General features: G+C 33.6%; 23 protein-coding genes. 17 read left to right on the top strand and 6 right to left on the bottom strand.

The annotated features are described in order from the left end of the window. Positions 1-32 precede the first annotated feature (32 nt). Entirely contained in the window at positions 33-956 is a 924-nt protein-coding gene (locus BAU28_RS21950) for an alpha/beta fold hydrolase (RefSeq protein ID WP_071719975.1), read from the top strand. 39 nt (positions 957-995) lie between these two features. On the opposite strand, the gene BAU28_RS21945 is transcribed toward BAU28_RS21950, so the two are convergent. Further along, positions 996-1,571, bottom strand: a complete 576-nt coding sequence (locus tag BAU28_RS21945; protein ID WP_071719974.1) for a nucleotidyltransferase family protein — start codon at positions 1,569-1,571, stop codon at positions 996-998. Positions 1,572-1,605: 34 nt separating this feature from the next. After that, entirely contained in the window at positions 1,606-2,403 is a 798-nt protein-coding gene (locus BAU28_RS21940; protein ID WP_071719973.1) for a lipid II flippase Amj family protein, read from the bottom strand. 166 nt (positions 2,404-2,569) lie between these two features. Between BAU28_RS21940 and BAU28_RS21935 the strand changes: the two genes are divergently transcribed. The 7 genes from BAU28_RS21935 to BAU28_RS21905 all read left to right on the top strand — a co-directional run bounded on the left by BAU28_RS21935 (position 2,570) and on the right by BAU28_RS21905 (position 8,690). Then, the gene (locus BAU28_RS21935; RefSeq protein WP_071719972.1) at positions 2,570-3,211 is read left to right on the top strand and encodes a class I SAM-dependent methyltransferase; all 642 of its coding nucleotides are present in this window, start codon (positions 2,570-2,572) and stop codon (positions 3,209-3,211) included. A gap of 15 nt (positions 3,212-3,226) precedes the next feature. Further along, positions 3,227-3,892: an HAD family hydrolase gene (locus tag BAU28_RS21930; RefSeq protein WP_071719971.1), complete on the top strand. Its 666-nt coding sequence runs from the start codon at positions 3,227-3,229 to the stop codon at positions 3,890-3,892. A 217-nt stretch (positions 3,893-4,109) separates the two neighbouring features. Further along, on the top strand, positions 4,110-5,549 hold the full coding sequence (locus tag BAU28_RS21925) for a GntP family permease (RefSeq protein ID WP_071719970.1): 1,440 nt from the start codon (positions 4,110-4,112) through the stop codon (positions 5,547-5,549). A gap of 88 nt (positions 5,550-5,637) precedes the next feature. Continuing rightward, positions 5,638-6,837, top strand: coding sequence for an iron-containing alcohol dehydrogenase (locus BAU28_RS21920; protein WP_071719969.1), 1,200 nt, complete (start codon positions 5,638-5,640; stop codon positions 6,835-6,837). 159 nt (positions 6,838-6,996) lie between these two features. Further along, positions 6,997-7,707, top strand: a complete 711-nt coding sequence (locus BAU28_RS21915; protein ID WP_071719968.1) for an aspartate/glutamate racemase family protein — start codon at positions 6,997-6,999, stop codon at positions 7,705-7,707. Between the two features lie 69 nt (positions 7,708-7,776). Continuing rightward, on the top strand, positions 7,777-8,253 hold the full coding sequence (locus BAU28_RS21910; protein WP_412675910.1) for an SAM-dependent methyltransferase: 477 nt from the start codon (positions 7,777-7,779) through the stop codon (positions 8,251-8,253). Then, positions 8,250-8,690, top strand: a complete 441-nt coding sequence (locus tag BAU28_RS21905; protein ID WP_071719966.1) for a GNAT family N-acetyltransferase — start codon at positions 8,250-8,252, stop codon at positions 8,688-8,690. The genes BAU28_RS21910 and BAU28_RS21905 overlap by 4 nt, the downstream gene beginning before the upstream one ends. 124 nt (positions 8,691-8,814) lie before the next feature. Here the strand turns inward: BAU28_RS21905 and BAU28_RS21900 are convergent, their stop codons facing one another. Then, positions 8,815-9,342, bottom strand: a complete 528-nt coding sequence (locus BAU28_RS21900; RefSeq protein WP_071719965.1) for an HAD-IIIA family hydrolase — start codon at positions 9,340-9,342, stop codon at positions 8,815-8,817. Between the two features lie 29 nt (positions 9,343-9,371). After that, positions 9,372-9,803 (bottom strand): GNAT family N-acetyltransferase, encoded by a 432-nt coding sequence (locus BAU28_RS21895; RefSeq protein WP_071719964.1) that lies wholly within the window; start codon positions 9,801-9,803, stop codon positions 9,372-9,374. Positions 9,804-9,969: 166 nt separating this feature from the next. Here BAU28_RS21895 and BAU28_RS21890 point away from each other — a divergent pair, with 166 nt between their 5' ends. The 3 genes from BAU28_RS21890 (at position 9,970) to BAU28_RS21880 (ending at position 12,733) form a co-directional block, all read left to right on the top strand. Beyond that, on the top strand, positions 9,970-10,680 hold the full coding sequence (locus BAU28_RS21890; protein ID WP_071719963.1) for an ABC transporter ATP-binding protein: 711 nt from the start codon (positions 9,970-9,972) through the stop codon (positions 10,678-10,680). Continuing rightward, entirely contained in the window at positions 10,673-11,872 is a 1,200-nt protein-coding gene (locus BAU28_RS21885) for an ABC transporter permease (RefSeq protein ID WP_071719962.1), read from the top strand. Before BAU28_RS21890 ends, BAU28_RS21885 begins: the two co-directional genes overlap by 8 nt. 279 nt (positions 11,873-12,151) lie before the next feature. Further along, positions 12,152-12,733: a YpjP family protein gene (locus BAU28_RS21880; RefSeq protein ID WP_071719961.1), complete on the top strand. Its 582-nt coding sequence runs from the start codon at positions 12,152-12,154 to the stop codon at positions 12,731-12,733. 190 nt (positions 12,734-12,923) lie between these two features. Here the strand turns inward: BAU28_RS21880 and BAU28_RS21875 are convergent, their stop codons facing one another. After that, on the bottom strand, positions 12,924-14,207 hold the full coding sequence (locus BAU28_RS21875; protein WP_071719960.1) for a S41 family peptidase: 1,284 nt from the start codon (positions 14,205-14,207) through the stop codon (positions 12,924-12,926). A 44-nt stretch (positions 14,208-14,251) separates the two neighbouring features. Here BAU28_RS21875 and BAU28_RS21870 point away from each other — a divergent pair, with 44 nt between their 5' ends. From BAU28_RS21870 to BAU28_RS21855, 4 genes are all read left to right on the top strand, one after another. Next, positions 14,252-14,569 (top strand): VOC family protein, encoded by a 318-nt coding sequence (locus BAU28_RS21870; RefSeq protein WP_338062017.1) that lies wholly within the window; start codon positions 14,252-14,254, stop codon positions 14,567-14,569. A 46-nt stretch (positions 14,570-14,615) separates the two neighbouring features. Then, on the top strand, positions 14,616-15,497 hold the full coding sequence (locus BAU28_RS21865) for an AraC family transcriptional regulator (protein WP_071719959.1): 882 nt from the start codon (positions 14,616-14,618) through the stop codon (positions 15,495-15,497). 130 nt (positions 15,498-15,627) lie between these two features. Further along, the gene (locus tag BAU28_RS21860; RefSeq protein WP_071720005.1) at positions 15,628-16,737 is read left to right on the top strand and encodes an alpha/beta hydrolase; all 1,110 of its coding nucleotides are present in this window, start codon (positions 15,628-15,630) and stop codon (positions 16,735-16,737) included. A gap of 8 nt (positions 16,738-16,745) precedes the next feature. Further along, complete coding sequence (locus tag BAU28_RS21855) at positions 16,746-17,609, top strand: phosphatase PAP2 family protein (protein WP_071720004.1); 864 nt, start codon at positions 16,746-16,748, stop codon at positions 17,607-17,609. Positions 17,610-17,740: 131 nt separating this feature from the next. On the opposite strand, the gene BAU28_RS21850 is transcribed toward BAU28_RS21855, so the two are convergent. Then, positions 17,741-19,198, bottom strand: coding sequence for a serine hydrolase (locus BAU28_RS21850; RefSeq protein ID WP_071719958.1), 1,458 nt, complete (start codon positions 19,196-19,198; stop codon positions 17,741-17,743). 198 nt (positions 19,199-19,396) lie between these two features. Here BAU28_RS21850 and BAU28_RS21845 point away from each other — a divergent pair, with 198 nt between their 5' ends. Both BAU28_RS21845 and BAU28_RS21840 read left to right on the top strand, forming a co-directional pair. Then, the gene (locus BAU28_RS21845) at positions 19,397-20,353 is read left to right on the top strand and encodes a thymidylate synthase (RefSeq protein WP_071719957.1); all 957 of its coding nucleotides are present in this window, start codon (positions 19,397-19,399) and stop codon (positions 20,351-20,353) included. Between the two features lie 19 nt (positions 20,354-20,372). Continuing rightward, positions 20,373-20,861 carry a dihydrofolate reductase gene (locus BAU28_RS21840; protein ID WP_071719956.1) on the top strand — a complete coding sequence of 163 codons (489 nt, stop codon included), beginning with the start codon at positions 20,373-20,375 and terminating at the stop codon, positions 20,859-20,861. The last annotated feature ends 7 nt before the right edge of the window (positions 20,862-20,868 follow it).

The following is a 20,868-nucleotide window of genomic DNA, read 5'->3' as shown; positions in this document are numbered from 1 at the left end:
TTATAATATTCAGTGAAAAAAGGAGGGCGAGGATGAAATTAAAATATGATTTTGCTGCAAAAGGAAAATTAATAAATATTAGAGGGAAAAAACTATATGTCGAAACACATGGATCTCCTGAAAATAAACCGATTTTATACTTACACGGGGGACCGGGTGAAAGCTGTTATGATTTTTCATTTCATCAAGCGGAGCGATTAAAAGATTCATTGTATTTAATTTCGTTAGATCAAAGAGGAGTTTGTCGTTCAGAAGTAATTACTGAAGAAGAACATTTTAGATTAAGTGATTTAATTGAAGACTGTGAGGAACTAAGAAAAGTATTACAAATTGAAAAATGGTCTGTAATTGGGCATTCTTTCGGTGGCTTTTTAGCGTTGTTATATGCGGTGACGTATCCAAATTCAATAGCGAAAATAATATTTGAAGGGCCGACTTTCGATTTTGCTCTAACAAGTAGAGCTTTGTTACAAAAGACAGGAACTTTATTAATAAAGTATGGAAAAGAAGAACATGCAAAAGAGTGCCTTGATTTAGCAGCTAGTAATGCTAGTTCAGAAGAGTTGTTAGAAGCTTATATAAGATTAAGTGGTGAGCTAGCGGAAAATAGAATGGAAATTTACAGTTATAAGGAAGATAAAACAGATAAAACAGACGATAGTTTATATAGTTACGAAGAGTGGGAAGAATTTTCTAGTCGTTCGCAGATCCATTTTGTAAGATTAAAAGAAGAGGGAGAAATTTATAAGTCATTGTTATCAAAACTAAAAGAGGTAAAGAGTCCAATGCTTTTACTTGTAGGGCAACATGATGCAGTAACTTGTGAAAAGCAAATTCTAACATTTAATCAAGATACTCAAAATGGTAAGTATATCGTGTTTGAAGAGAGTGGTCATACACCACATTATGAGGAAGCAGACCGATTCGCTGAAACAGTCATTCATTTTTTGAAATAAAAAAAGAAAGGGTGCTTCTAATAATGAGAAGCACCCTTTTTAAATTTCTGGATAAGTGATCGTAATGTTAGGCCATTTGCTTTGCCAATTCTTTTTAATAACTCTTTTCTTGTACATATGTATACGTTCTTTCGTTTCAAGAAAATGAGGTGTGGGTTTCACTTGTAACGAAAGTACATCTTCTATTCCGCAAGGAGATGTTAATATGACATTGTTTTTCTCGTCTAATGTAACCCCAAGAGCAGTTGCTGTTTCAGGAAATTTAGAAATAGCATCAACAGAAGAAGAGTAAGGTAGCATTTTATTCACTACATGCATGCGAGCTTGATTTTTTACTGACCAAGGGATAGTGGCATCCATATTTGTCAGCTTCATTTCTAATAATTGTTCATATGCCTCATCTTTCTGCATTGAATCATAATAAATAACATCAACGTCTGGTGTAGCCGTTCGTACTTCGTAGTTATGTAAAGTATCCCAAATTTTAGAGCGAACAAATCCGGCGCAAACCCACCAATCAGGTAGTTGTAGTGATTTTGCCATTTGTAATACGTTCATCATCCACGGATCATTTTGTATGAAATGGATAATATCTTGCTCGGTTTTTATAGTCATTGATAAATTCCCCTCTATTTATAGAGTTAGTGGATTAATGCATTAGTTCAATAATCCATAAAATCCAGTAAGCACCTGGTACAAATAAAAATTGTGCTAATAAGGTGCCGAGAAGTCTAGAAATCATTAGCCAACCATACATTTTACTCATTGCCTCAGCACCGTCCTCTGATTGAAGAGCGCGCTCTGTTAAAAGGGCGATACGTGGATCGAGTAATACTGTTAATAAAATAGTAGCAAAACCATTCACGAGACCAGATGCTGTACTTGCATTTGTTGCGTAATCTGGATTTAAAAAAGAAGCGTAAAGAGCTGAAAGGACACCCGCTGTATAAATTGCAGTTGCGAACATGTTAATAAGCATAATACGCTTTGGGATACCACCGATCCTTAGTCGATGAATCATTTCTAACTTTGGAAAGCGTACATATTTTTTTGTGCGCTTTAATTTTTGGATGTTATTTGTTTTCATCATTCGTATGAAAGAACCGTCTGTTTCAAAGTTTTGAATGACATATCCAAATAGCTTTGTCAAAGTTGGATAGAGTATAATTGCCAACAATGTACCGATAGAGGCAGATAATAGAACGAGCCGTATAATATGCTCTAAATTAATAGAAGAATCTAGTTTTGCTTCATCGACCATACCACCAATTAAAAAGGCTTGTAGTAAGTTAGATGTTCTTGAAATAAGCAGTACCATTCCTACGACAGATAAGGCAACGGCAATCTTTTTTAAACGTACACCAGCTAATCGAATACTATAAGAGCTTGTTTCAACTGCGTGGATAACAATTGTGAAAGCCATAATAAAAATTAACGTAATTGACATGTGTTTCACCAGTTTCTATGAAATTAATTGTAACTTTTTCACTTTATCATATCTTTTGTATTTTTGTAACTGAAAGTATGAGGAATAGAAAAAGTAATTTTCTGAAAAAAATAAAAATGGTATTATGGAAAGGATATGATTTGTTTAATAGAGGGGGAGCTTTTCTATGTATACATATTATAGTAATCGTGCAAGTGAATATGAAGCGGTGTACAATCGGGAAGATCCAGTAAGGCAAGCGGAACAAAAGATGCTTGAACAAAAATTAAAAGATATATGTATAGGAAGAAAAGTTCTTGAAGTTGCTTGCGGAACAGGGTATTGGACGAAGTATGTAACAGATGTAGCTGCACATATAACAGCGATTGATTATTCTGATGAAGTACTAGCGATAGCAAAGGAGAAAGAGCTTTCTAAGGAAAAGGTTACCTTTCAGAAAGGTGACGCTTTTAAACTAGAACAAATGAAAGACATCTTTCAAGGGGCATATGCAAACTTTTGGTTTTCACACATTAAAAAAGAAGAGATTACTAGTTTTTTAATACAGTTTCATCATGTATTAGAAAAAGGAGCGATAGTTTGTTTTGCAGATAATTTGTATAACGAAGGAATTGGCGGGGAGCTTATTCGTAAAGATGGAGATATAAATACATATAAAATTCGTACACTCTCGACTGGTGAGAGGTATGAGATTATTAAAAACTATTATACGCAAGAAGAATTGCAATCTATTCTTGAACCATTTGCATTAGATTTAAATTTTCATATAGGTGAGTGTTTTTGGTGGGTTACATATAAAGTAAAATAAGTGGAGGAATGAAACATGTATAAAACTTTTCTATTTGATTTAGATGGAACATTAACGGATCCGAAAGAAGGGATAATAAACTCTGTTCTATATGCGTTAGAAAAGATGGGAATAGAAGAAGGGAAAATAAGTGAGTTAGATTCATTTATTGGTCCACCGATTCAACAATCGTTTGCAGAAAGATATAATATGAGTGAAATAGAAGTTGAGGAAGCTGTCGTTTATTTCCGGGAATATTTAAAGAAAAGCGGTCTATTAGAAAATAAAATATATGATGGGATTCCGACTCTATTACAAGAATTAAAAGATGCAGGTAATCGTTTGTATGTAGCAACTTCAAAGCCTACTATATTTGCAAAGCAAGTAATAGAGCACTTTCAGTTAACATCATTTTTTGAAGAGGTTGTTGGGAGCAATTTAGATGGGACAAGAATAAAAAAGGAAGAAATAATTGCTCATATATTACAAACAAATGAAGAACTCAAAAAAGAAGAAATTGTAATGATTGGAGATAGAAAGCACGATATAATAGGGGCTAATAATAATGAAATCGCTTCTATTGGTGTATTGTACGGTTATGGAAGTGAGAAAGAACTGAGTGAAGCTAGGGCGACTTATATAGTGAAAGATGTCGAAGAGTTGCAAAGCTTCTATTTAGAGAAAAGTATGGTAAACCTATAAAAAGAGAAACTAACAATCCCTTTATAACGTATGACGATGAAATCGTTTTTGTTTAAAGGGATTTTTCGTATGTAATCGAATAGTTATAATTAGACATTTTTAGCATGAAAAATTTGTTATAAAAAGAGGAGGAATGTCATGAAATAAAAGGATACGAGATGTTAGCAGAAGTTTATTATTAAAAGATTGAATTTTCAGTTTAAAAGGAGGGGTATAATTGGAGCTAGTTATTATTTTATTAGCACTTAGTTTACTCATGTTTGTAGCATATAGAGGATTTTCTGTAATATTATTCGCACCGATTTTTGCATTATTTGCGGTATTTTTGACAGAGCCTAGTTATGTATTACCTTTCTTTTCTAATATTTTTATGGAGAAAATGGTAGGGTTTATTAAACTATATTTTCCTGTTTTCTTGCTTGGAGCCATTTTTGGTAAAGTAGTAGAAATGTCAGGTATTGCTGATTCTATTGCAAAGACAATTATAGAGTTAGTTGGGGAAAAGCGTACAATTTTAGCCATTGTTTTAATGGGGGCTATTTTAACATATAGCGGTGTAAGTGTTTATGTAGTTGTATTCGCTGTATATCCGTTTGCAGCAAAATTGTTTCGACAAGCTGATATCCCAAAACGGTTAATTCCCGGTACAATCGTTCTTGGAGCAGTAACTTTTACAATGGATGCACTACCTGGATCACCACAAATTCAAAATGTAATACCTACAACCTTTTTTAAAACTGATATTTATGCAGCTCCGATACTTGGTATTGTAGGAGCAATTTTTGTTCTCACGTTAGGTTTACTATATTTAGAGAGTAGGCGAAAGAAGGCAAAAGCTGCAGGAGAAGGATACTTCGGCTTTAACGATGGAAAGTCTGAAATGGCAGCATCTTTGCAATTAGAACAAAAAGATATGCCGATACTAAGTGGTATGGAAATCACAAGAGTACAGCAAGTAATTGCGTTTATACCACTTATTTTAGTAGGTGTAATGAATAAGGTTTTCACAATCATGATACCAAAGTGGTATCCAAATGGCTTTGATTTCTCAGCTATTGGTATGAAAGCATTTGGAAAAGTTGAATTAAGTGCGGTAGTTGGAATTTGGTCTGTAGAATTGGCACTTATTATAGGGATTTTATCAACGCTTTTATTATATTGGAAACGAGTAGTAACTGGACTCCAAGCTGGATTGAATACAAGTATTGGGGGAGCACTACTTGCAACAATGAATACAGGAGCTGAGTTTGGGTTTGGTGGTGTTATTGCAGCACTTCCAGGATTTGCGATTATGAGAGATAGCATCTCTGCAACGTTCACGAATCCATTAGTAAATGGAGCAGTAACAACTAATATTTTGGCTGGGATTACTGGGTCAGCATCAGGAGGAATGGGAATAGTTTTAAGTGCGATGGGAGATAAATTTATTGCTGCAGCAACGCAATATAACATTCCGTTAGAAGTTATGCATCGCATTGTATCAATGGCATCAGGTGGAATGGATACATTACCACATAATGGGGCAATTATTACTATTCTAACGGTAACAGGATTAACACATAAGCAGTCATATAAAGACATATTTGCTATTACAATTTTGAAAACGGTTGCTGTATTTTTAGTCATCGTGTTCTATACTTTAACAGGAATCTATTAATAAATAGTTAATAGATGAAAAGAAAAGATTTATCAGATTGATAGTTTATATAATAAAATATTTATTAGAAATAGAAGGGGTGGAGTACTTGCAAGAAGTTGCTGAATTTCGTATGCCGAAGTCTGTATTATATGGGAGAAATTCGCTTGAAAAACTAGGGGAGCAATCAAAGAAGTTAGGGAAAAGGGCTTTCATAGTTAGTGATACAATTATGGAGAAATTAGGGTATGTTGAAAGATGTGTGAAGCAATTAAATGCGAAAGGGATCACAGTTATTACGTATAATAAAGTGAACGCTGAGCCTACAAATTTACACGTATTAGAAGCGCTATCTATTTGTAAAGAAGAAAAATGTGATTTTATTATCGGTATTGGCGGGGGAAGTTGTATTGATGCTGCGAAAGCAGTAGCAGTGTTATACACAAATGGTGGAGAAATTGAAGAATATGTCCAAAAGGATATCGAAATAAAAAATGATCCATTACCTCTTATTGCAATCCCAACAACTTCTGGTACTGGATCGGAAGTAACGAGTGTAGCTGTAATTACGAATAAAAAAACGGATGTGAAAATGATGATAAAGCATCCGAGCTTTACCCCACAATTGGCGATAATAGACCCTATTTTGACAAGTTCAGTACCACCTCATATTACTGCAGCAACAGGAATAGATGCATTATGCCATGCGATTGAAGCTTATATTTCTAAAGTTTCACAACCACTAACAGATGTTCTCGCACTTTCAGCTATTGAAAGTATAATGAAATATTTACGTTTTGCATATGAGGATGGGGATAATATGGAAGCAAGAGAAGCACTGATGATTGCTTCATTGCAAGCTGGAATTGCTTTTTCAAATGCTTCTGTTACATTAGTCCATGGTATGTCTCGTCCTGTAGGAGCATTATTCCATGTGCCACATGGAATATCGAATGCAATACTATTACCTACAGTTCTAGAGTTTACAAAAATGAATGCAGTAGAAAGGTTAGCTGAAGTAGGACGTGGCTTAAACAAAGATTTGTATTCGTATTCTGATGAAGAAGTGGCGAACTACACGATTGCTGAAATTCAGAAACTTTGCTTTGATCTTCGAATTCCTAATTTAAGAGAATACGGAATCGATGAAGGTGAATTTGAAAATGCTATTTCTAAAATGGCGAAAGATGCTATTGCAAGTGGTAGTCCAAGTAACAATCCACGAGTTCCATCTTATGATGAAATAAAAGAGCTATATCGAAAAAGCTTTGATTATCAATATAAGATAACCACAAAGGTTGTTTTCTGAATATTCTATAATTATTTCCGCGGAAATGAAAAAGAACTACTATAAATGTAATAGATAACTAGAGGAAGGTTATTGTTTTTATAGGATTTAAACGTGATTAATTATGTATAAATTATATGATAAATCACGTTTTTAAAATGTTATTTTGAAGGAGGATATATGAAGTTAATAGGTCTTATTGGCGGAATGAGCTGGGAATCAACTACTGAGTATTACAAAATGATAAATGAAGAAATAAAAATGAGATTAGGTGGATTACATTCAGCAAAATGTCTTCTTTACAGCGTTGACTTTGAAGAAATTGAACGATACCAATCTGAAGGAGATTGGGATAAAGCGGGAGAGGTATTAGGAAATGCAGCATCTTCTTTGGAGAAGGGTGGCGCTGCTTTTATAGTAATTTGTACAAACACGATGCATAAAGTTATTAAGCATATAAAAAATAGAATCAGTATTCCGATATTACATATTGCTGATGCAACAGCGAAGGAAATAAAACAACATAGAATTCAATCAGTTGGTCTACTTGGGACAAAATACACGATGGAGCAGGATTTCTATAAAATACGTATAGAAGAAAATGATATAAAAGTAATTGTACCAAAAGAAGAGGATAGAGAGAGAGTAAATAAAATAATATATAACGAATTATGCCTAGGAAAAATAACCCCACAATCAAGGGAGTATTTTAAAAATGTAATGGAAGATTTGGCGCAAAGAGGAGCAAAAGGCATTATATTAGGGTGTACAGAAATAGGACTATTAGTAAAACAGGAAGATGCATTAGTTCCTTTATTTGACACAGCCCGCATACATGCAGTTGAGGCTGTGAATATGTCTTTAGAAGATGAAGATAATTTTATTATGTAAACAATGACCGTGTAAGTGGAAAACATTCAGAAAATATTTTATAATGTAAGTGGTTACATTTGAGGGGGAATGCGGATGTTCGTTCAACCAATCGCATTTGTACATAATGAAAGAAAGGAAATAGTAGATGATGAGTGGGGAGAAATAAGATCACTTATTACTTTAAGTGATTCGTATACAGAGGAAAGTATACAAGGGATCGAAGATTTTTCTCATATTGAAGTTATTTTCTATTTTCATAAAGTAACAGATGAACAAATTCAGTATTCTGCTAGACACCCTAGAAATAATAGTAATTTTCCAAAGGTAGGGATTTTTGCACAACGTGGAAAAAATCGTCCGAATCGACTAGGAGCGACAATTGTTAAAGTGATAAGAAGAGATGGAAAAACAATTGTTGTTGAAGGATTAGACGCAATCGATGGCACACCTATTTTGGATATAAAGCCTGTTATGAAAGAGTTTATACCGAGAGAAGAAATAAAACAGCCCGAATGGGCAACAGATATTATGAAGCAGTATTGGAAGGGGAATGGAGTAAAATGAGAATATATGAAGCAACAATTGCAGATTTAGATGGACTAGCATCTGTTTTTAATAACTATCGCGTATTTTATCGACAAGATTCCGATATTGAAGGAGCAAAAGCATTTTTACGAAATCGAATTGAGCGAAAAGAATCAGTCATTTTTGTAGCGGTAGAAGACGGGGAATATATTGGTTTCACACAATTATATCCATCATTCTCATCTATTTCGATGAAAGAATTATGGATATTAAATGACTTATTTGTACAAGCGAAGAAACGCGGGGCAGGAACGGGTAAAAAGTTGCTGGAAGCTGCTAAAACGTTCGCATTAGAAAATGGTGCAAAAGGTTTAAAACTACAAACAGAAATTGATAATTTATCAGCACAGCGATTATATGCTGAAAATGGATATTTGAGAGATAATCGTTATTTCCATTATGAATTAACTTTTTAAACTAATCTATAAAAGCTCGGCCTACTCTTTTCGTAGGCTGAGCTTTTATTATTTTTCATACCTTTTGGCATTTAGGAAAAGAATAGTCAAAAGGAGAAAGTTATGAGGAAAAATTTAACTTATCTTATCGTTGATTTAATATCCAATTCGTAGCATCTTCAAAGTTTTCTGCAATGTAATTCGGCTCAATATGCGCCCATTTATCTCGGTACGTATGTAAGGCGTCATATCCAGCGCCAGTTTGAACTAATATTGTCGTTGCATTTACTTTTGCACCAGCAACAATATCAGTCCAGCGATCACCAATTATAGCGCATTTTGTTAAATTAAGCCCATGTTTTTCCGCTGCTTGCAGGAGCATCCCTGTGCCTGGTTTGCGGCATTCACATCCTTCACCATGTTTATGAGGACAAAGGTAAATATCATCAAAACCAAACTCTATTAACTCTTTCGTAAAATCATTTACAGTCGCTTTTCCATCTGCGATACCCGGTTGATTCGTAAAAGAGAAAAGTTTTATATTTTGAGCTTTTAATTTTTGTAAAGATTCCTTCGTAAAAGGAAATAATGTGAAAGAGCCTGGATAATGTATTGTAGTATCACCTCCAATTGTTCCGTCACGATCAATGAAAATTGCTTCGATGTTGTTCATAGTTACAGCCCTTTCTATGTGTATGTAGTTTAAAAATGTTTAACAAATCGATATCCATTTACTTCATATCCTAATTTTTTATAAAAAGGATGAGCTTCTAATCTATTTGTACCACTAACTAGCCACGTTCCAATGCAATTATGCTTCTTTGCTAATTGTTCTGCATAATCCATTAAAACTTGTCCGATACCTTTTCGGCGTATTGTAGAATCTACGCTAATAATTGAAATCTCGCCATAACGCGTTACATCCTCTAAGTTCTCGCGTATACGAAATCCTAGTAATCCGAAAATAGTATTGTCTTCTTCGTAAACATATAAAAAATCAAAAGGACTCGTTCTCACAAATTGCAAACGATTTTTCATATCCTCATGTGATATAAAAGAGCCTTTTAACTCTTTTGTAAGAGAACATAATGTATCTATATCATTTATGACTGCTTCACGAATTTGAAATGACATATGATCAACTCCATTTAAATTAAAAACTTCAAACATTAAATATTCTGTTAAAATGTGTTTTTTCCTGCTACCGAAACAAATATTTTAGAAATGGTATAATACTATATTAAGAGGGATATGTTATCATTTTCCTTGATTGTATTGTAAATGGAAAGAAGGGGAATGTATGCTAGAAGTGAATATCCGTTCAGCCGGATATGAAATTGGTGAAAAGACAGTTCATGATATTGCATTTGCAATTGAAAAAGGAGAGTTAGTTGCTCTTATTGGCGCAAATGGCGCAGGAAAGAGTACGACAATTAAATCGATACTCGGTTTACTTGTCAATATGGATGGTGAAATCTCGTTTGGTGAAAAGAAAAATCCATATGCATATGTACCAGAGCATCCGACGTATTATGAATATTTAACTTTATGGGAGCATATTGAATTGTTAATGGCTGCACGTGGAAATGAAGTAGGAAGCTGGGAGGATAGGGCAAAGGGATTATTACATACGTTCCGAATGGAAAAACATATACATGAATACATATCGAAGTTTTCAAAAGGTATGAAACAAAAATCGATGCTAATACTCGCGTTTTTAACGGAACCGGATTTTTATATTATTGATGAGCCTTTTATCGGTTTAGATCCAGTGGCAACTCGAGAATTTTTAAACTATTTATATAAAGAAAAAGAGCGGGGCGCAGGAATTTTACTTTGTACACACGTACTAGATACAGCTGAACGAATTTGCGAAAGGTTTTTACTCATTTCGCAAGGTATTTTAGTAGCAGATGGGCATTTAGAGGCGATACAATCGTTAGCAGAGATGCCAGGAAGCACACTGTTAGATTGTTTTGATGCAATTGTAAGGCGGGAGCAGCATGATTAAACAACAGTTTAATAAAAGGCTACGTCATGAATTGCAAAGAAAATGGAAGTCAATTCGTTCTGTAGCTGATTGGACAGTAGCGTTATATATTATTATTCCAGCACTTATATTTATGGGGATATATTATCGTTCACTTTGGATGAAGGAAATATCTATGGAAGAGACCGTTTATTTTGGATTAGGTTTACTCGCGTTTTACTTTGTTACATTTTCAAGAGGAGTTCGCTCATTTTTTGAGCAAGCAGATAGTTTATTTTTAATTTCGTACCCAAATCATATGCAAAGATTAATGAAGTTCGGCATGATATATACGTTTATTCGGATTGCAATAACGAACGTAATTGTAGTATTCATTATGCTACCGCTATTGATGAAAAGTATGGGAGCGACAATTATACAAATCGTACTATTTTGGATTTTCTTTACTGTTTTTCGATTTATGTTATCGTTGTTGATGAGATTCATAAATGTACGTGTAGGGAAACGATGGGTTTTATGGATTATAAAAAATGTTCTATTTTCTTTTGGATTAATTTTCTTTGGAATCAGTTTATTTTTCATTTATAAAAATCCACTGTTCTCCATACTCTTTATCGGTCTAGCAGCTTTACTTACTGTAGTCTTAGTAAAAGAAAAGATGAATTATAAAAATTACTTTTTTAAAGAAGTCGAGAAAGAAAAAGAAGAAAGTATGCGCTGGACGAGAGGGATTATGCAAGTTGGTGGACATGCGGCGAAACCGAGTAATTCGAATAAAAAACCGTGGATGTTCCCTCATTCTAAAAAAATATTAGGTAAAAAAGCTGATTCACGCATTATTGAATCTTTTTTAAAAGAATTTTTGCGTACAAGTAGTGCTTTAATGTTTTATGTTCAAATTGTATTAATAAGTAGTGTAAGTATTATCGTGACTCCGAGGTGGATAACAGCTATTATTCTTGTATTTGCTTTACTTGCAATTGCTCACTATGCACGTGATTATTGGAATGAATTCACGAAGAAAATGTTCCTTCATTTATATTGTGACGAAGGAAAATTACTATTGTTAAGATGGAAGATAAATCGTTATTTATTACTTCCAGCGATAATTATATACGGGACAGTTATACTTTCTCAGTTTTATTTATTGTCAGCAGTAATCATTGGAGTTATTTTCATATTATTAATTGGATGGATTGTATTTTTACCGTAAAAAAGAGCCGAATAGGCTCTTTTTTAGTCTGTGATGCATTGGTAAATAAAATATACTAAAACGAGAATACTTACGGCGGAGTACATGACATCTAAAGTCATCTGATCGCCTCCTCATTGTTGTTGTATATATAGTGTATGAAATCTTACAATGTCATATTCAAGTGAAAAATATGTGAACGTTAACAAATTTGTAAAGTGCAAAAATTACAATCATTTTGTATAATAGAAGAAACAACCGTTATATAAGATATAATGAGTAAAAGGGGAGGGAATATAAATGCCAAATTGGTTTAGAAAAACCTTAGTCGCATTAATTACCGTATTTACATTTGGTTTAGTGACGCCTCCTTCCATTTTGCTTGATAATGCAAAAGCGGACAAGCCTACTACAACTAGGCAACAAAATTTGGAGCAAACGTCCTATACATATGAAGAAACGAATGAAAGGTTAACCACCGATACTTTTGTTAACTATGCGATGCAAGAAGCTGAGAAGCAATCTATGCAAAAGTTCGGCTCTAAAATTGGGCCTGTAATTGAAGATGAATTTAAAGATATTGTATTACCTAAAATTGAAGAAGCAATCGCGGAACTTGCAAATGATGTGCCAGAAGAATCGTTACAATCATTAGCAATATCCCAAAGACCAGCTGGTGGAAATAATGAAAAGATTTTTCATGTATATGATACGAAAACAGGAAATGACTTACTGCGATTTCACGTGAGGAGAGATCATCCACCGCAAGATGGATATTATTTTAATTTCCACTATCATCGTTTTGATGATGGATACTCAGGACATCATGAACTAGGAAATATTTATTGGAATACGAATGTGCCGCCGAAATGGCTGTCTTAATGAAGAACAAGAGAAAATCTTGTTCTTTTTTTATGTTTATCCCGCTATTTGCGGGCATTAAGACTCCCACCTCAAAATTTGGCGAATGCAAGGAAGTTAGGTGGGAGTAGGGCTGCCCGTAAAAGCCCGATTGGTGTGGGCTAATAATCAGTAGGGAAAGTAGGTGTGTTATCTCACACCTACTTTTTAATTACCATTCTTCTTGGTTTAAGAGCTGTAAAGCTACTTTCAAGTCTACATCTTCTTGTATATGTTCAGGCGTCCAAGGGATATGTAAATGCGGTTGTATTCCAACACCGGACATTCCTTCCCCTTTATCAATAATAGAAAGCCTTGAAGTGGGATAGTAAAGAGCAAATGTATCAGCCCATTCCATTACTGCTAAATTAGAATAATCATTTACACCAGCGGTAGGGCGACCTATTACTTTCACTTTAGATGATTTTTTTGCTACTTCTACAAAGGAATCGCCAGAGCTTGCGCATGTTACGTCTGTTAGTAATAATACTTTACTTGGCATTTTTCTTCCGTGTATTTTTAATGTTTGCAGTTCTAATGGTAATCCAGAGGTATCAAATGTAACGAACCCTTTATTATAATTCTTTTTTAAATCTTGAATAAACATATCAGTGAATAATTTTGAAAGTTCGTCTAAAGAATTATAATTTTCTTTTTCGAAATCTTTCATTCGTAAATGATAGTTTCGTACTGTATGATTTAATTGCATTGTATCTGAAGAATCGAAGAGGGAGATCTCTTTATCTTCAAATAAATAAGGAAGTAATTTAAAAAACGCGTCATCACTTCCACCGAGATTCATTCGGACGTCTATAATTAAGTTCGGAAAAGAATCAAGCTCGTTTTTGTATGTATCTATTAATTTATTAACAGCTTCAGTATTTGTGAAGTCCGTCAAAGTAATTAAGAGTGTATCCTCATTATACTTTTCTAATGAATAGATAGGCGTGTAATCACTTCGTTTATACTTTAGTAAAGTAATAGTTTGGATTACTCCATCTCCATCTATAATTGTACAATTGGATGACTTTGATAAAACGTAGTCCCATTTTTCACGCTCATATGTAGTCTCATTTAAATATTTTTTATATTTTATTAATAGATCAGGAATTTTTATGTTATCTAATGCAAGAATAGCTTGTCCTTTTTTTATTCGTTTTTCTTGGTTAGCTGATGTAATGTACAGCTGATCTTCAAATCGTTTAACTTGAAACCCGACACTATTAAGTGGTTGTTTTTTTGAAGTCATTTTGAAAAACATATGATTATCTTTAAAGTCTAATAAGTAATCTCCTACAATTTCAGTAAATTGTACTGGTGTTAACTCTCCGTGTTTCTCTAATTGTTCAATCTTGTTTAAATATGGAGTAGGGTCGTCCCATCCCTTTTTATCAAGGCATCCCGAGTAATCGTGGTGAGTAATTGAAACAACTTCTTTAAAAATTTCTGTGTACACAACTGTTCCTCCTTATAATTTGATTAGTTGAATAAAAGAATTCTGTGCTGTACATTTATTATCCTTTATTTGGATGGAGAAAATTAAATGAAGTGGCATATAGCACAGGAGAAAGTGAAATATATTTTAAAGAAGTAGACGAGGAAATTGCAAAATCATTAGGGCCGAGACATATTTGTTATCAAGCTATTAATAGAGGAGTAGTTGATGACGTAGCAGAGTTTCTTGCTAGTACTAAGATGAAGGTTATACATGGACCTATTGAAATGAATCATTATTCGGATGGTTACTATACGATCGATTTTTACGACCCGAATGGATTTATTGTAGAAGTTGCGTATACATCGAATGCAAGAATGTAATGAGAAACTTGACGTCTATTTTATAATAAAATAAGGGGGTGGACTATTGAAAGTCAGGCAAGGAAAATATGAAGAAATAAAATTACGTGATAGAATTCCAGGAATGGTTGAATATATAGAGGATACAATGTTTCCAACTGATTTTCACTATTATATTCCACCGCACTGGCATAGAAGTATTGAAATTAGCCTTGTAGTATTTGGAGAAATTATTTTGTGTGTGAATGGGCAAAAAAAGAAAGTATCCGCTGGCGAATTTATTTTTGTAAATAGTGGTGATGTTCACGAATTTGAAAAAGTTGAAAATACAAGTTGTGCAGTAATGATGTTAATTATTTCTTATGAATTTCTTAAAGAGGTAAATGAAGATTTTGATAAATATAGATTCAATATAAAAGAATCAGTCGTTCAGAAAACAAAACTCCAACAAATATTTTATGAATTAAAGGAGTTAGTCACAAAATCTGATGATTTAAGTTATATAAAAATTAACAGTTTGATGTATGAAATTGTTTATATTTTATTGCGTTACTGCAAAGATGTGGAGAATGTAGAAAATGATTTTCAACTTGGAAATAGACAAAAAGAGATGATTACATATATTTATGAACATTACGATGAAGAACTTAAACTGAAAGATGTAGCAAAACACTTTTTTGTAAGTGAAGAACATTTTTCCCGTATGTTCAAAAAAACCTTTGGATCAAATTTCACCTCTTTTTTAACAAGATACAGACTTTATAAAGCTTATAAGGATATTATTAGTAGTACAAATTCTATACAAGATATAGCAGTAAAACACGGATTTCCAAATGTAAAATCGTTTATTTCACAGTTTAAAGACAAATATGGATACACACCATTACAGTATAGGAAGAAAATTATATCAAAAAATGACAATAATCGAATCAAATATGAACAACAATAAAGAAGCGTTCCATGTTACATTTTGTACATGGAACGTTTTTAATTTTGTGATAGTAGATGAAGTGAGATTCAAAGGGATATATTTAACCCGAAAAATGAAAGCGCTTAAAACAAGAGAGGATGAATACTGGATGACTAGAAAATATGATTTAGACCTTTTAGAAAAAATTCAAGAAAAACAAGAAACTATCAACGTACAGGGGGCAAAAGTCCTAGTGAAAAATATACCAGATTGCGATGAAAAAGGGGCTATGGATCCACGTCTTTATAAGGACACAAAGGTTCAAATGAATGTAATGAGGTTTATGCCTAAAAATATGATGAAAATGGATGCTTCTGAAAAATCAGTAAAGAATATGCGAAAACAATTTAATGGTATTAAAAGTGTTCCCATTGTCACTAAAGACATTAATATTGTGCATAAAACTGTTAAAGCTGAAGATGGATTTGATATTCCGATAAGAATTTATAACAGTAGTTCTAAACGAGAGAATGCACCAATTTTATACTTCATTCATGGTGGCGGATTTATGGCAGGATCACCAGATGTGGTAGAAGAGCTTGTGAAATTGATAGTAGAGAAAACAGATATACTAGCCGTTTCTGTGGATTATCGATTAGCTCCGGAAAATCCTTTTCCAACGGGGCATACAGATTGTTACACTACTTTAAAGTGGATTTATGAGAATGCTGATACATTAGGCGGTGATAAGAATAATATCTTTGTTGCTGGTGATAGTGCAGGAGGTAACTTAACACAGTATTGTACTACTAGAGACATGGAAGATGGTAGAAATCTCGTTAAGGGGCAACTACTTCTATATCCTACAATTAATATGTGTGATTATGAAGATGAATTTTATTCTTGGAGTATAGACAAATATGAAATTGCTCCTAAGTATAAAAAAGGATTAGAAAAAATGCTTAATATTATGCATTCAATGGTTGGAGGTATGTCAGAAGTACTTGGTACGAAAGAAATTAATTCTAAGTATTTAAGTCCATATGTTGATGTATCCCCAGACTATCCAAGTACATTTATTACGGTAGGAGAGCATGATTTTTTAATGATTGAATGTTTAGCGTATGCAGCTAAATTAACTAAAAAAGGAGTAGATACTGAAACAGTTCTTTATCGAGGGTTGGGGCACGCTTATGGAGATAACGTAGGAGTCTATCCTCAGAGCGAAGATTTAGCAATTGAGATGGGGAATTTTATATTAAAGCATAGTAGAAAGTAGGGGAAATGGTGAAAAATAAAAAAGTGATATTAATTTCCAGCTTCGCTATTTTACTATGTATCTTTACATTTACAGACTTACAAATATCCAATAGTCTATATGAACCAACTAATAAGATTGCTCTTTTTTTACAGGCTATAGGAGAAATTCCAGCGATGCTTATTGCCTTATTTTCTAGTATGTATTTATTTAAAACTAGAAAGAATAAAGGTTCAAGAGGGTATTATCTATCTGGAGCTGGCTATGGAGTAATCATTCTTTTATTTGCTTTTATAGCGTCATTTATGCTAGTACACTATTTAACCATTTCAAAATTTTCAATTCCAATTTTTATGATTTGCTTTATTGTAGTTTGTTATATGATTTCTAAATCATGGAGCAAATACGATGATGAAAGATTGCGAGACATTGCATTAATTGGATTACTAAGTGTAGTTATTGTATTAATTACATTTAATCTAATAAAATTAGGATGGGGTAGAGAACGTTATCGTCATATGATTTCTATTGGATCGTTTGAAGGGTTTTCAAAATGGTTTGTACCTCAAGGAATCACCAAAAGTGATGAGTTTATGTCGTTCCCTTCAGGCCATAGTGCCAATGCAGCGTTAATCATTTGGTTTAGCTTGTTACCAGAATATTTCGCTTCATTAAAAAGAAAAAAAATAGGTGTTTGGATTCTCATTCTTTTGTGGATGATAATAGTGCCAATTAGTCGTATTATGGTAGGGGCTCATTTTGCTTCAGATGTTACAGTTGGAGTCGCTATTTCAGTAACTGTGTTTATGTGTTTGAAAAAATTTATTTGGAAGGATAAGAAAATTAAAAGCACAAATAATCGTGAGATTCTTCCACATTCAGTAAAGCGCTAATAAGAAAGCAATGTCACATGAAACGTTATTTTTATTATTTATTTAATCGAATAAGGAAATGAATAGTTCTAGATGGAATTTCTAATTGAGAAAAAATAGAGGGAAGCGAAAGCTTCTCTCTATTAAATTTACTATTCAATTTTAGTGAATGTAAGGGGCTGAGTACTTAAAGTTGCAGGAATATGTAATTGAAGTGTCGGAAAATCACCATTTACATTCATATCATAAGCGAATAAAAGACCCATCTTCATTTGGAACAAACTAATTGATGCAGAGAAGATGTCGTAATGATGGTGTTTTAGCTGAAATTCCATATCCATAAATTGTACATGTAAGGAATCATCTTGTTTGAATATTTTTAGACTTCCATAAGCAGGGTGTTCAAAAGTTCCAGTATAAGCATCTAATGAATGGGAAGGGCTAGTTCCTTTTGTTGCTTCAGGAAGTGATTCAGTTGCCTCTTTCATCATTTCTTTCATTTTTTCACTATCTTCTACAGAACGATTATGCCAGTCGATAAATTCTAGTCCGAGAAGTTCGTCGTAAATATGCTTTGTAATATAAGTAGGAAGTAAAGTTTGTCCGGAGTTTGTAAGTACGACTATACCGATGTTTTCATTTGGTATGAATGATGCAAGTGCAGAGAATCCATCAATATTACCGCCGTGATGAATCAGTTTATAACCGCGATAAGCGCTAATAAACCAACCGAGTCCGTAGCTATTTAATGGTGATTCACTTGTTGATAACATTGGCTGATCCGGGATTGGCGTATGCGGTGTATACATTTCTTGGAGTAGTTCAGTAGAAATCAAATCATGATTTTCTGTTTTTCCTTTGTTTAAGTGAAGCAGAACCCATTTTGCCATATCTTCAATGGAAGAGTTAATACATCCAGCTGCTCCAACTGTATCGATATTTCGGAATGGAATTTCTTTCATTTCACCATTATCTTCAGCGTAAGGTAATGCGTAATCATCTGTATTTTGTGAGTCTGTAACAGAGAAGTTTGTATGCCTCATATTTAAAGGTTCTAATATATGTTCTGTAACGTATTGCTCCCATGTTTGATTCGTAATGTTTCCCACAATATAACTAATTGTTGCATACATTAAGTTGTTATATAAAAATGCAGTGCGGAACGGAGCATCAAGTGATAAATGTTTTATTTTTTCTACTATATCTTTTCGAGTTAAAGAAGAGCTGTACCAAAGAGCATCATGACGACTTACCCCAGTGCGATGAGAAGCTAAGTCTCGTCCTGTAACTTGTGAGCTAGCAAGTAGTTCAGATAAAGAGAAGTTAGGTATATAAGTCTGGACAGGAGTATCCCAATTAAACTTTTTTTGCTGTGCTAATAAGCTTAATGAAAGTGTACCGAATGCTTTCGTTGCAGAACCAATTGCGAATCGTGTCTGCGGAGTAACAGCTTCTTTTTTCTCTATATTTCGATAGCCAAAGCCTTCGGAAATAATTACTTCACCACCTTTTATAACAGCTACAGCGGTACCTGGAACGTGTAAATCTTTCATCATTTTCTCAATCGTATGTTGCAACGTACTTAAAACAGGGGCTTTGATTTTAGACATGCTTCTAACCTCCAAATATAAATTTTATGTTCCGCACTATACTTTCTGTAATAGAAAAGTGAAAACCTTTTTAAATATTGAAAGTTAATAATTTTGTAAGAATTATTGAAAGTATTTTTATTAATTTAGATTATTAAATCTGATGTTTTTCATGTTATGATAAATCTCATATAAGATTGAAAGAAGGTTTTCCTACATATGAAACATGCTGAATATGAATACTTAAATTTATGCCGTCATGTAATGGAGCACGGCACTAAGAAAGAAGATCGTACGGGGACAGGTACTGTATCTGTATTTGGATATCAAATGCGTTTCGATCTAAGTGAAGGATTTACTTTATTAACGACAAAGAGAGTCCCATTTCGCCTTGTAGCAAGTGAACTGCTTTGGTTTATGAAAGGTGATACAAACATTCGTTATTTATTACAACATAATAATAATATTTGGAATGAATGGGCGTTTAAGAGCTGGGTAGAAAGTGATGAGTATAATGGTCCAGATATGACAGATTTCGGTCTTCGCTCTCAACAAGATGAGGAATTTAAGAAGCAATACGATGAACAAATGGAATTGTTTAAAAAGAACGTTCTAGAAGATGATGATTTTTCGAAGAAATATGGTTATTTAGGAGACGTATACGGAAAGCAGTGGCGTACTTGGAAAACGACAGCTGGTGAGACACTTGATCAACTAAAAGATGTAATTGAAATGATTAAGAAAACACCAGATTCACGTCGTTTGATTGTATCTGCTTGGAATCCCGAAGATGTACCAAGCATGGCATTGCCACCTTGTCATACGCTATTTCAATTTTATGTAGCAGACGGAAAGCTTTCTTGTCAGCTATATCAAAGAAGCGGTGATATTTTCCTTGGAATTCCATTTAACATTGCAAGTTACTCACTTCTAACGCATTTAATTGCACATGAATGTGGTCTTGAAGTAGGAGAGTTTGTTCATACTATTGGTGATGCACATATTTATACAAATCATTTTGAACAAGTAGAAAAGCAATTGGCACGTGAACCACGTCCGTTCCCTAAACTTACATTAAATCCAGATGTGAAATCTGTATTTGATTTTGAAATGGACGATTTAACATTAGAAGGATATGATCCACACCCAGCAATTAAAGCACCGGTTGCAGTGTAATTGTAGAGGAGATGAAAAGATGATTGTTTCATTTATGGTCGCAATGGACGAAAATAGAGTAATTGGTAAAGATAATAACTTACCTTGGCATTTACCGAGTGAATTACAGTACGTGAAGAAAACAACGATGGGTCACCCGCTTATTATGGGACGAAAGAACTATGAAGCAATCGGTAGACCGCTCCCAGGAAGACGTAATATTATCGTAACGCGTAACGGTGATTACCATGTAGAAGGTTGTGAAGTTGCTCATACTGTGGAAGAAGTGTTTGAGATATGTAAAAACGAAGAAGAGATTTTTATTTTTGGCGGGGCGCAAATTTATGATCTCTTTTTACCATATGTAGACAAGTTATATATAACAAAAATCCATCACGCATTTGAAGGAGATACATTCTTCCCAGAAATAGACATGACAAATTGGAAAGAGATTTTTGTAGAGAAAGGCTTAACGGATGAAAAAAATCCGTATACGTATTATTACCATGTATACGAGAAACAACAATAATAAAAAA

Source organism: Bacillus paramycoides, from assembly GCF_001884235.1.
Classification (GTDB): domain Bacteria; phylum Bacillota; class Bacilli; order Bacillales; family Bacillaceae_G; genus Bacillus_A; species Bacillus_A paramycoides.
This window is presented reverse-complemented; position numbering and strand designations above follow the sequence as displayed.

Excerpts from the sequence above, each read along its gene's own strand:
- BAU28_RS21950 (WP_071719975.1), top strand. The coding sequence starts at position 33 with ATGAAATTAAAATATGATTTTGCTGCAAAAGGAAAATTAATAAATATT.
- BAU28_RS21945 (WP_071719974.1), bottom strand. The coding sequence starts at position 1,571 with ATGACTATAAAAACCGAGCAAGATATTATCCATTTCATACAAAATGAT.
- BAU28_RS21940 (WP_071719973.1), bottom strand. The coding sequence starts at position 2,403 with ATGTCAATTACGTTAATTTTTATTATGGCTTTCACAATTGTTATCCAC.
- BAU28_RS21935 (WP_071719972.1), top strand. The coding sequence starts at position 2,570 with ATGTATACATATTATAGTAATCGTGCAAGTGAATATGAAGCGGTGTAC.
- BAU28_RS21930 (WP_071719971.1), top strand. The coding sequence starts at position 3,227 with ATGTATAAAACTTTTCTATTTGATTTAGATGGAACATTAACGGATCCG.
- BAU28_RS21915 (WP_071719968.1), top strand. The coding sequence starts at position 6,997 with ATGAAGTTAATAGGTCTTATTGGCGGAATGAGCTGGGAATCAACTACT.
- BAU28_RS21910 (WP_412675910.1), top strand. The coding sequence starts at position 7,777 with ATGCGGATGTTCGTTCAACCAATCGCATTTGTACATAATGAAAGAAAG.
- BAU28_RS21905 (WP_071719966.1), top strand. The coding sequence starts at position 8,250 with ATGAGAATATATGAAGCAACAATTGCAGATTTAGATGGACTAGCATCT.
- BAU28_RS21900 (WP_071719965.1), bottom strand. The coding sequence starts at position 9,342 with ATGAACAACATCGAAGCAATTTTCATTGATCGTGACGGAACAATTGGA.
- BAU28_RS21895 (WP_071719964.1), bottom strand. The coding sequence starts at position 9,803 with ATGTCATTTCAAATTCGTGAAGCAGTCATAAATGATATAGATACATTA.
- BAU28_RS21890 (WP_071719963.1), top strand. The coding sequence starts at position 9,970 with ATGCTAGAAGTGAATATCCGTTCAGCCGGATATGAAATTGGTGAAAAG.
- BAU28_RS21885 (WP_071719962.1), top strand. The coding sequence starts at position 10,673 with ATGATTAAACAACAGTTTAATAAAAGGCTACGTCATGAATTGCAAAGA.
- BAU28_RS21880 (WP_071719961.1), top strand. The coding sequence starts at position 12,152 with ATGCCAAATTGGTTTAGAAAAACCTTAGTCGCATTAATTACCGTATTT.
- BAU28_RS21860 (WP_071720005.1), top strand. The coding sequence starts at position 15,628 with ATGACTAGAAAATATGATTTAGACCTTTTAGAAAAAATTCAAGAAAAA.
- BAU28_RS21850 (WP_071719958.1), bottom strand. The coding sequence starts at position 19,198 with ATGTCTAAAATCAAAGCCCCTGTTTTAAGTACGTTGCAACATACGATT.
- BAU28_RS21845 (WP_071719957.1), top strand. The coding sequence starts at position 19,397 with ATGAAACATGCTGAATATGAATACTTAAATTTATGCCGTCATGTAATG.
- BAU28_RS21840 (WP_071719956.1), top strand. The coding sequence starts at position 20,373 with ATGATTGTTTCATTTATGGTCGCAATGGACGAAAATAGAGTAATTGGT.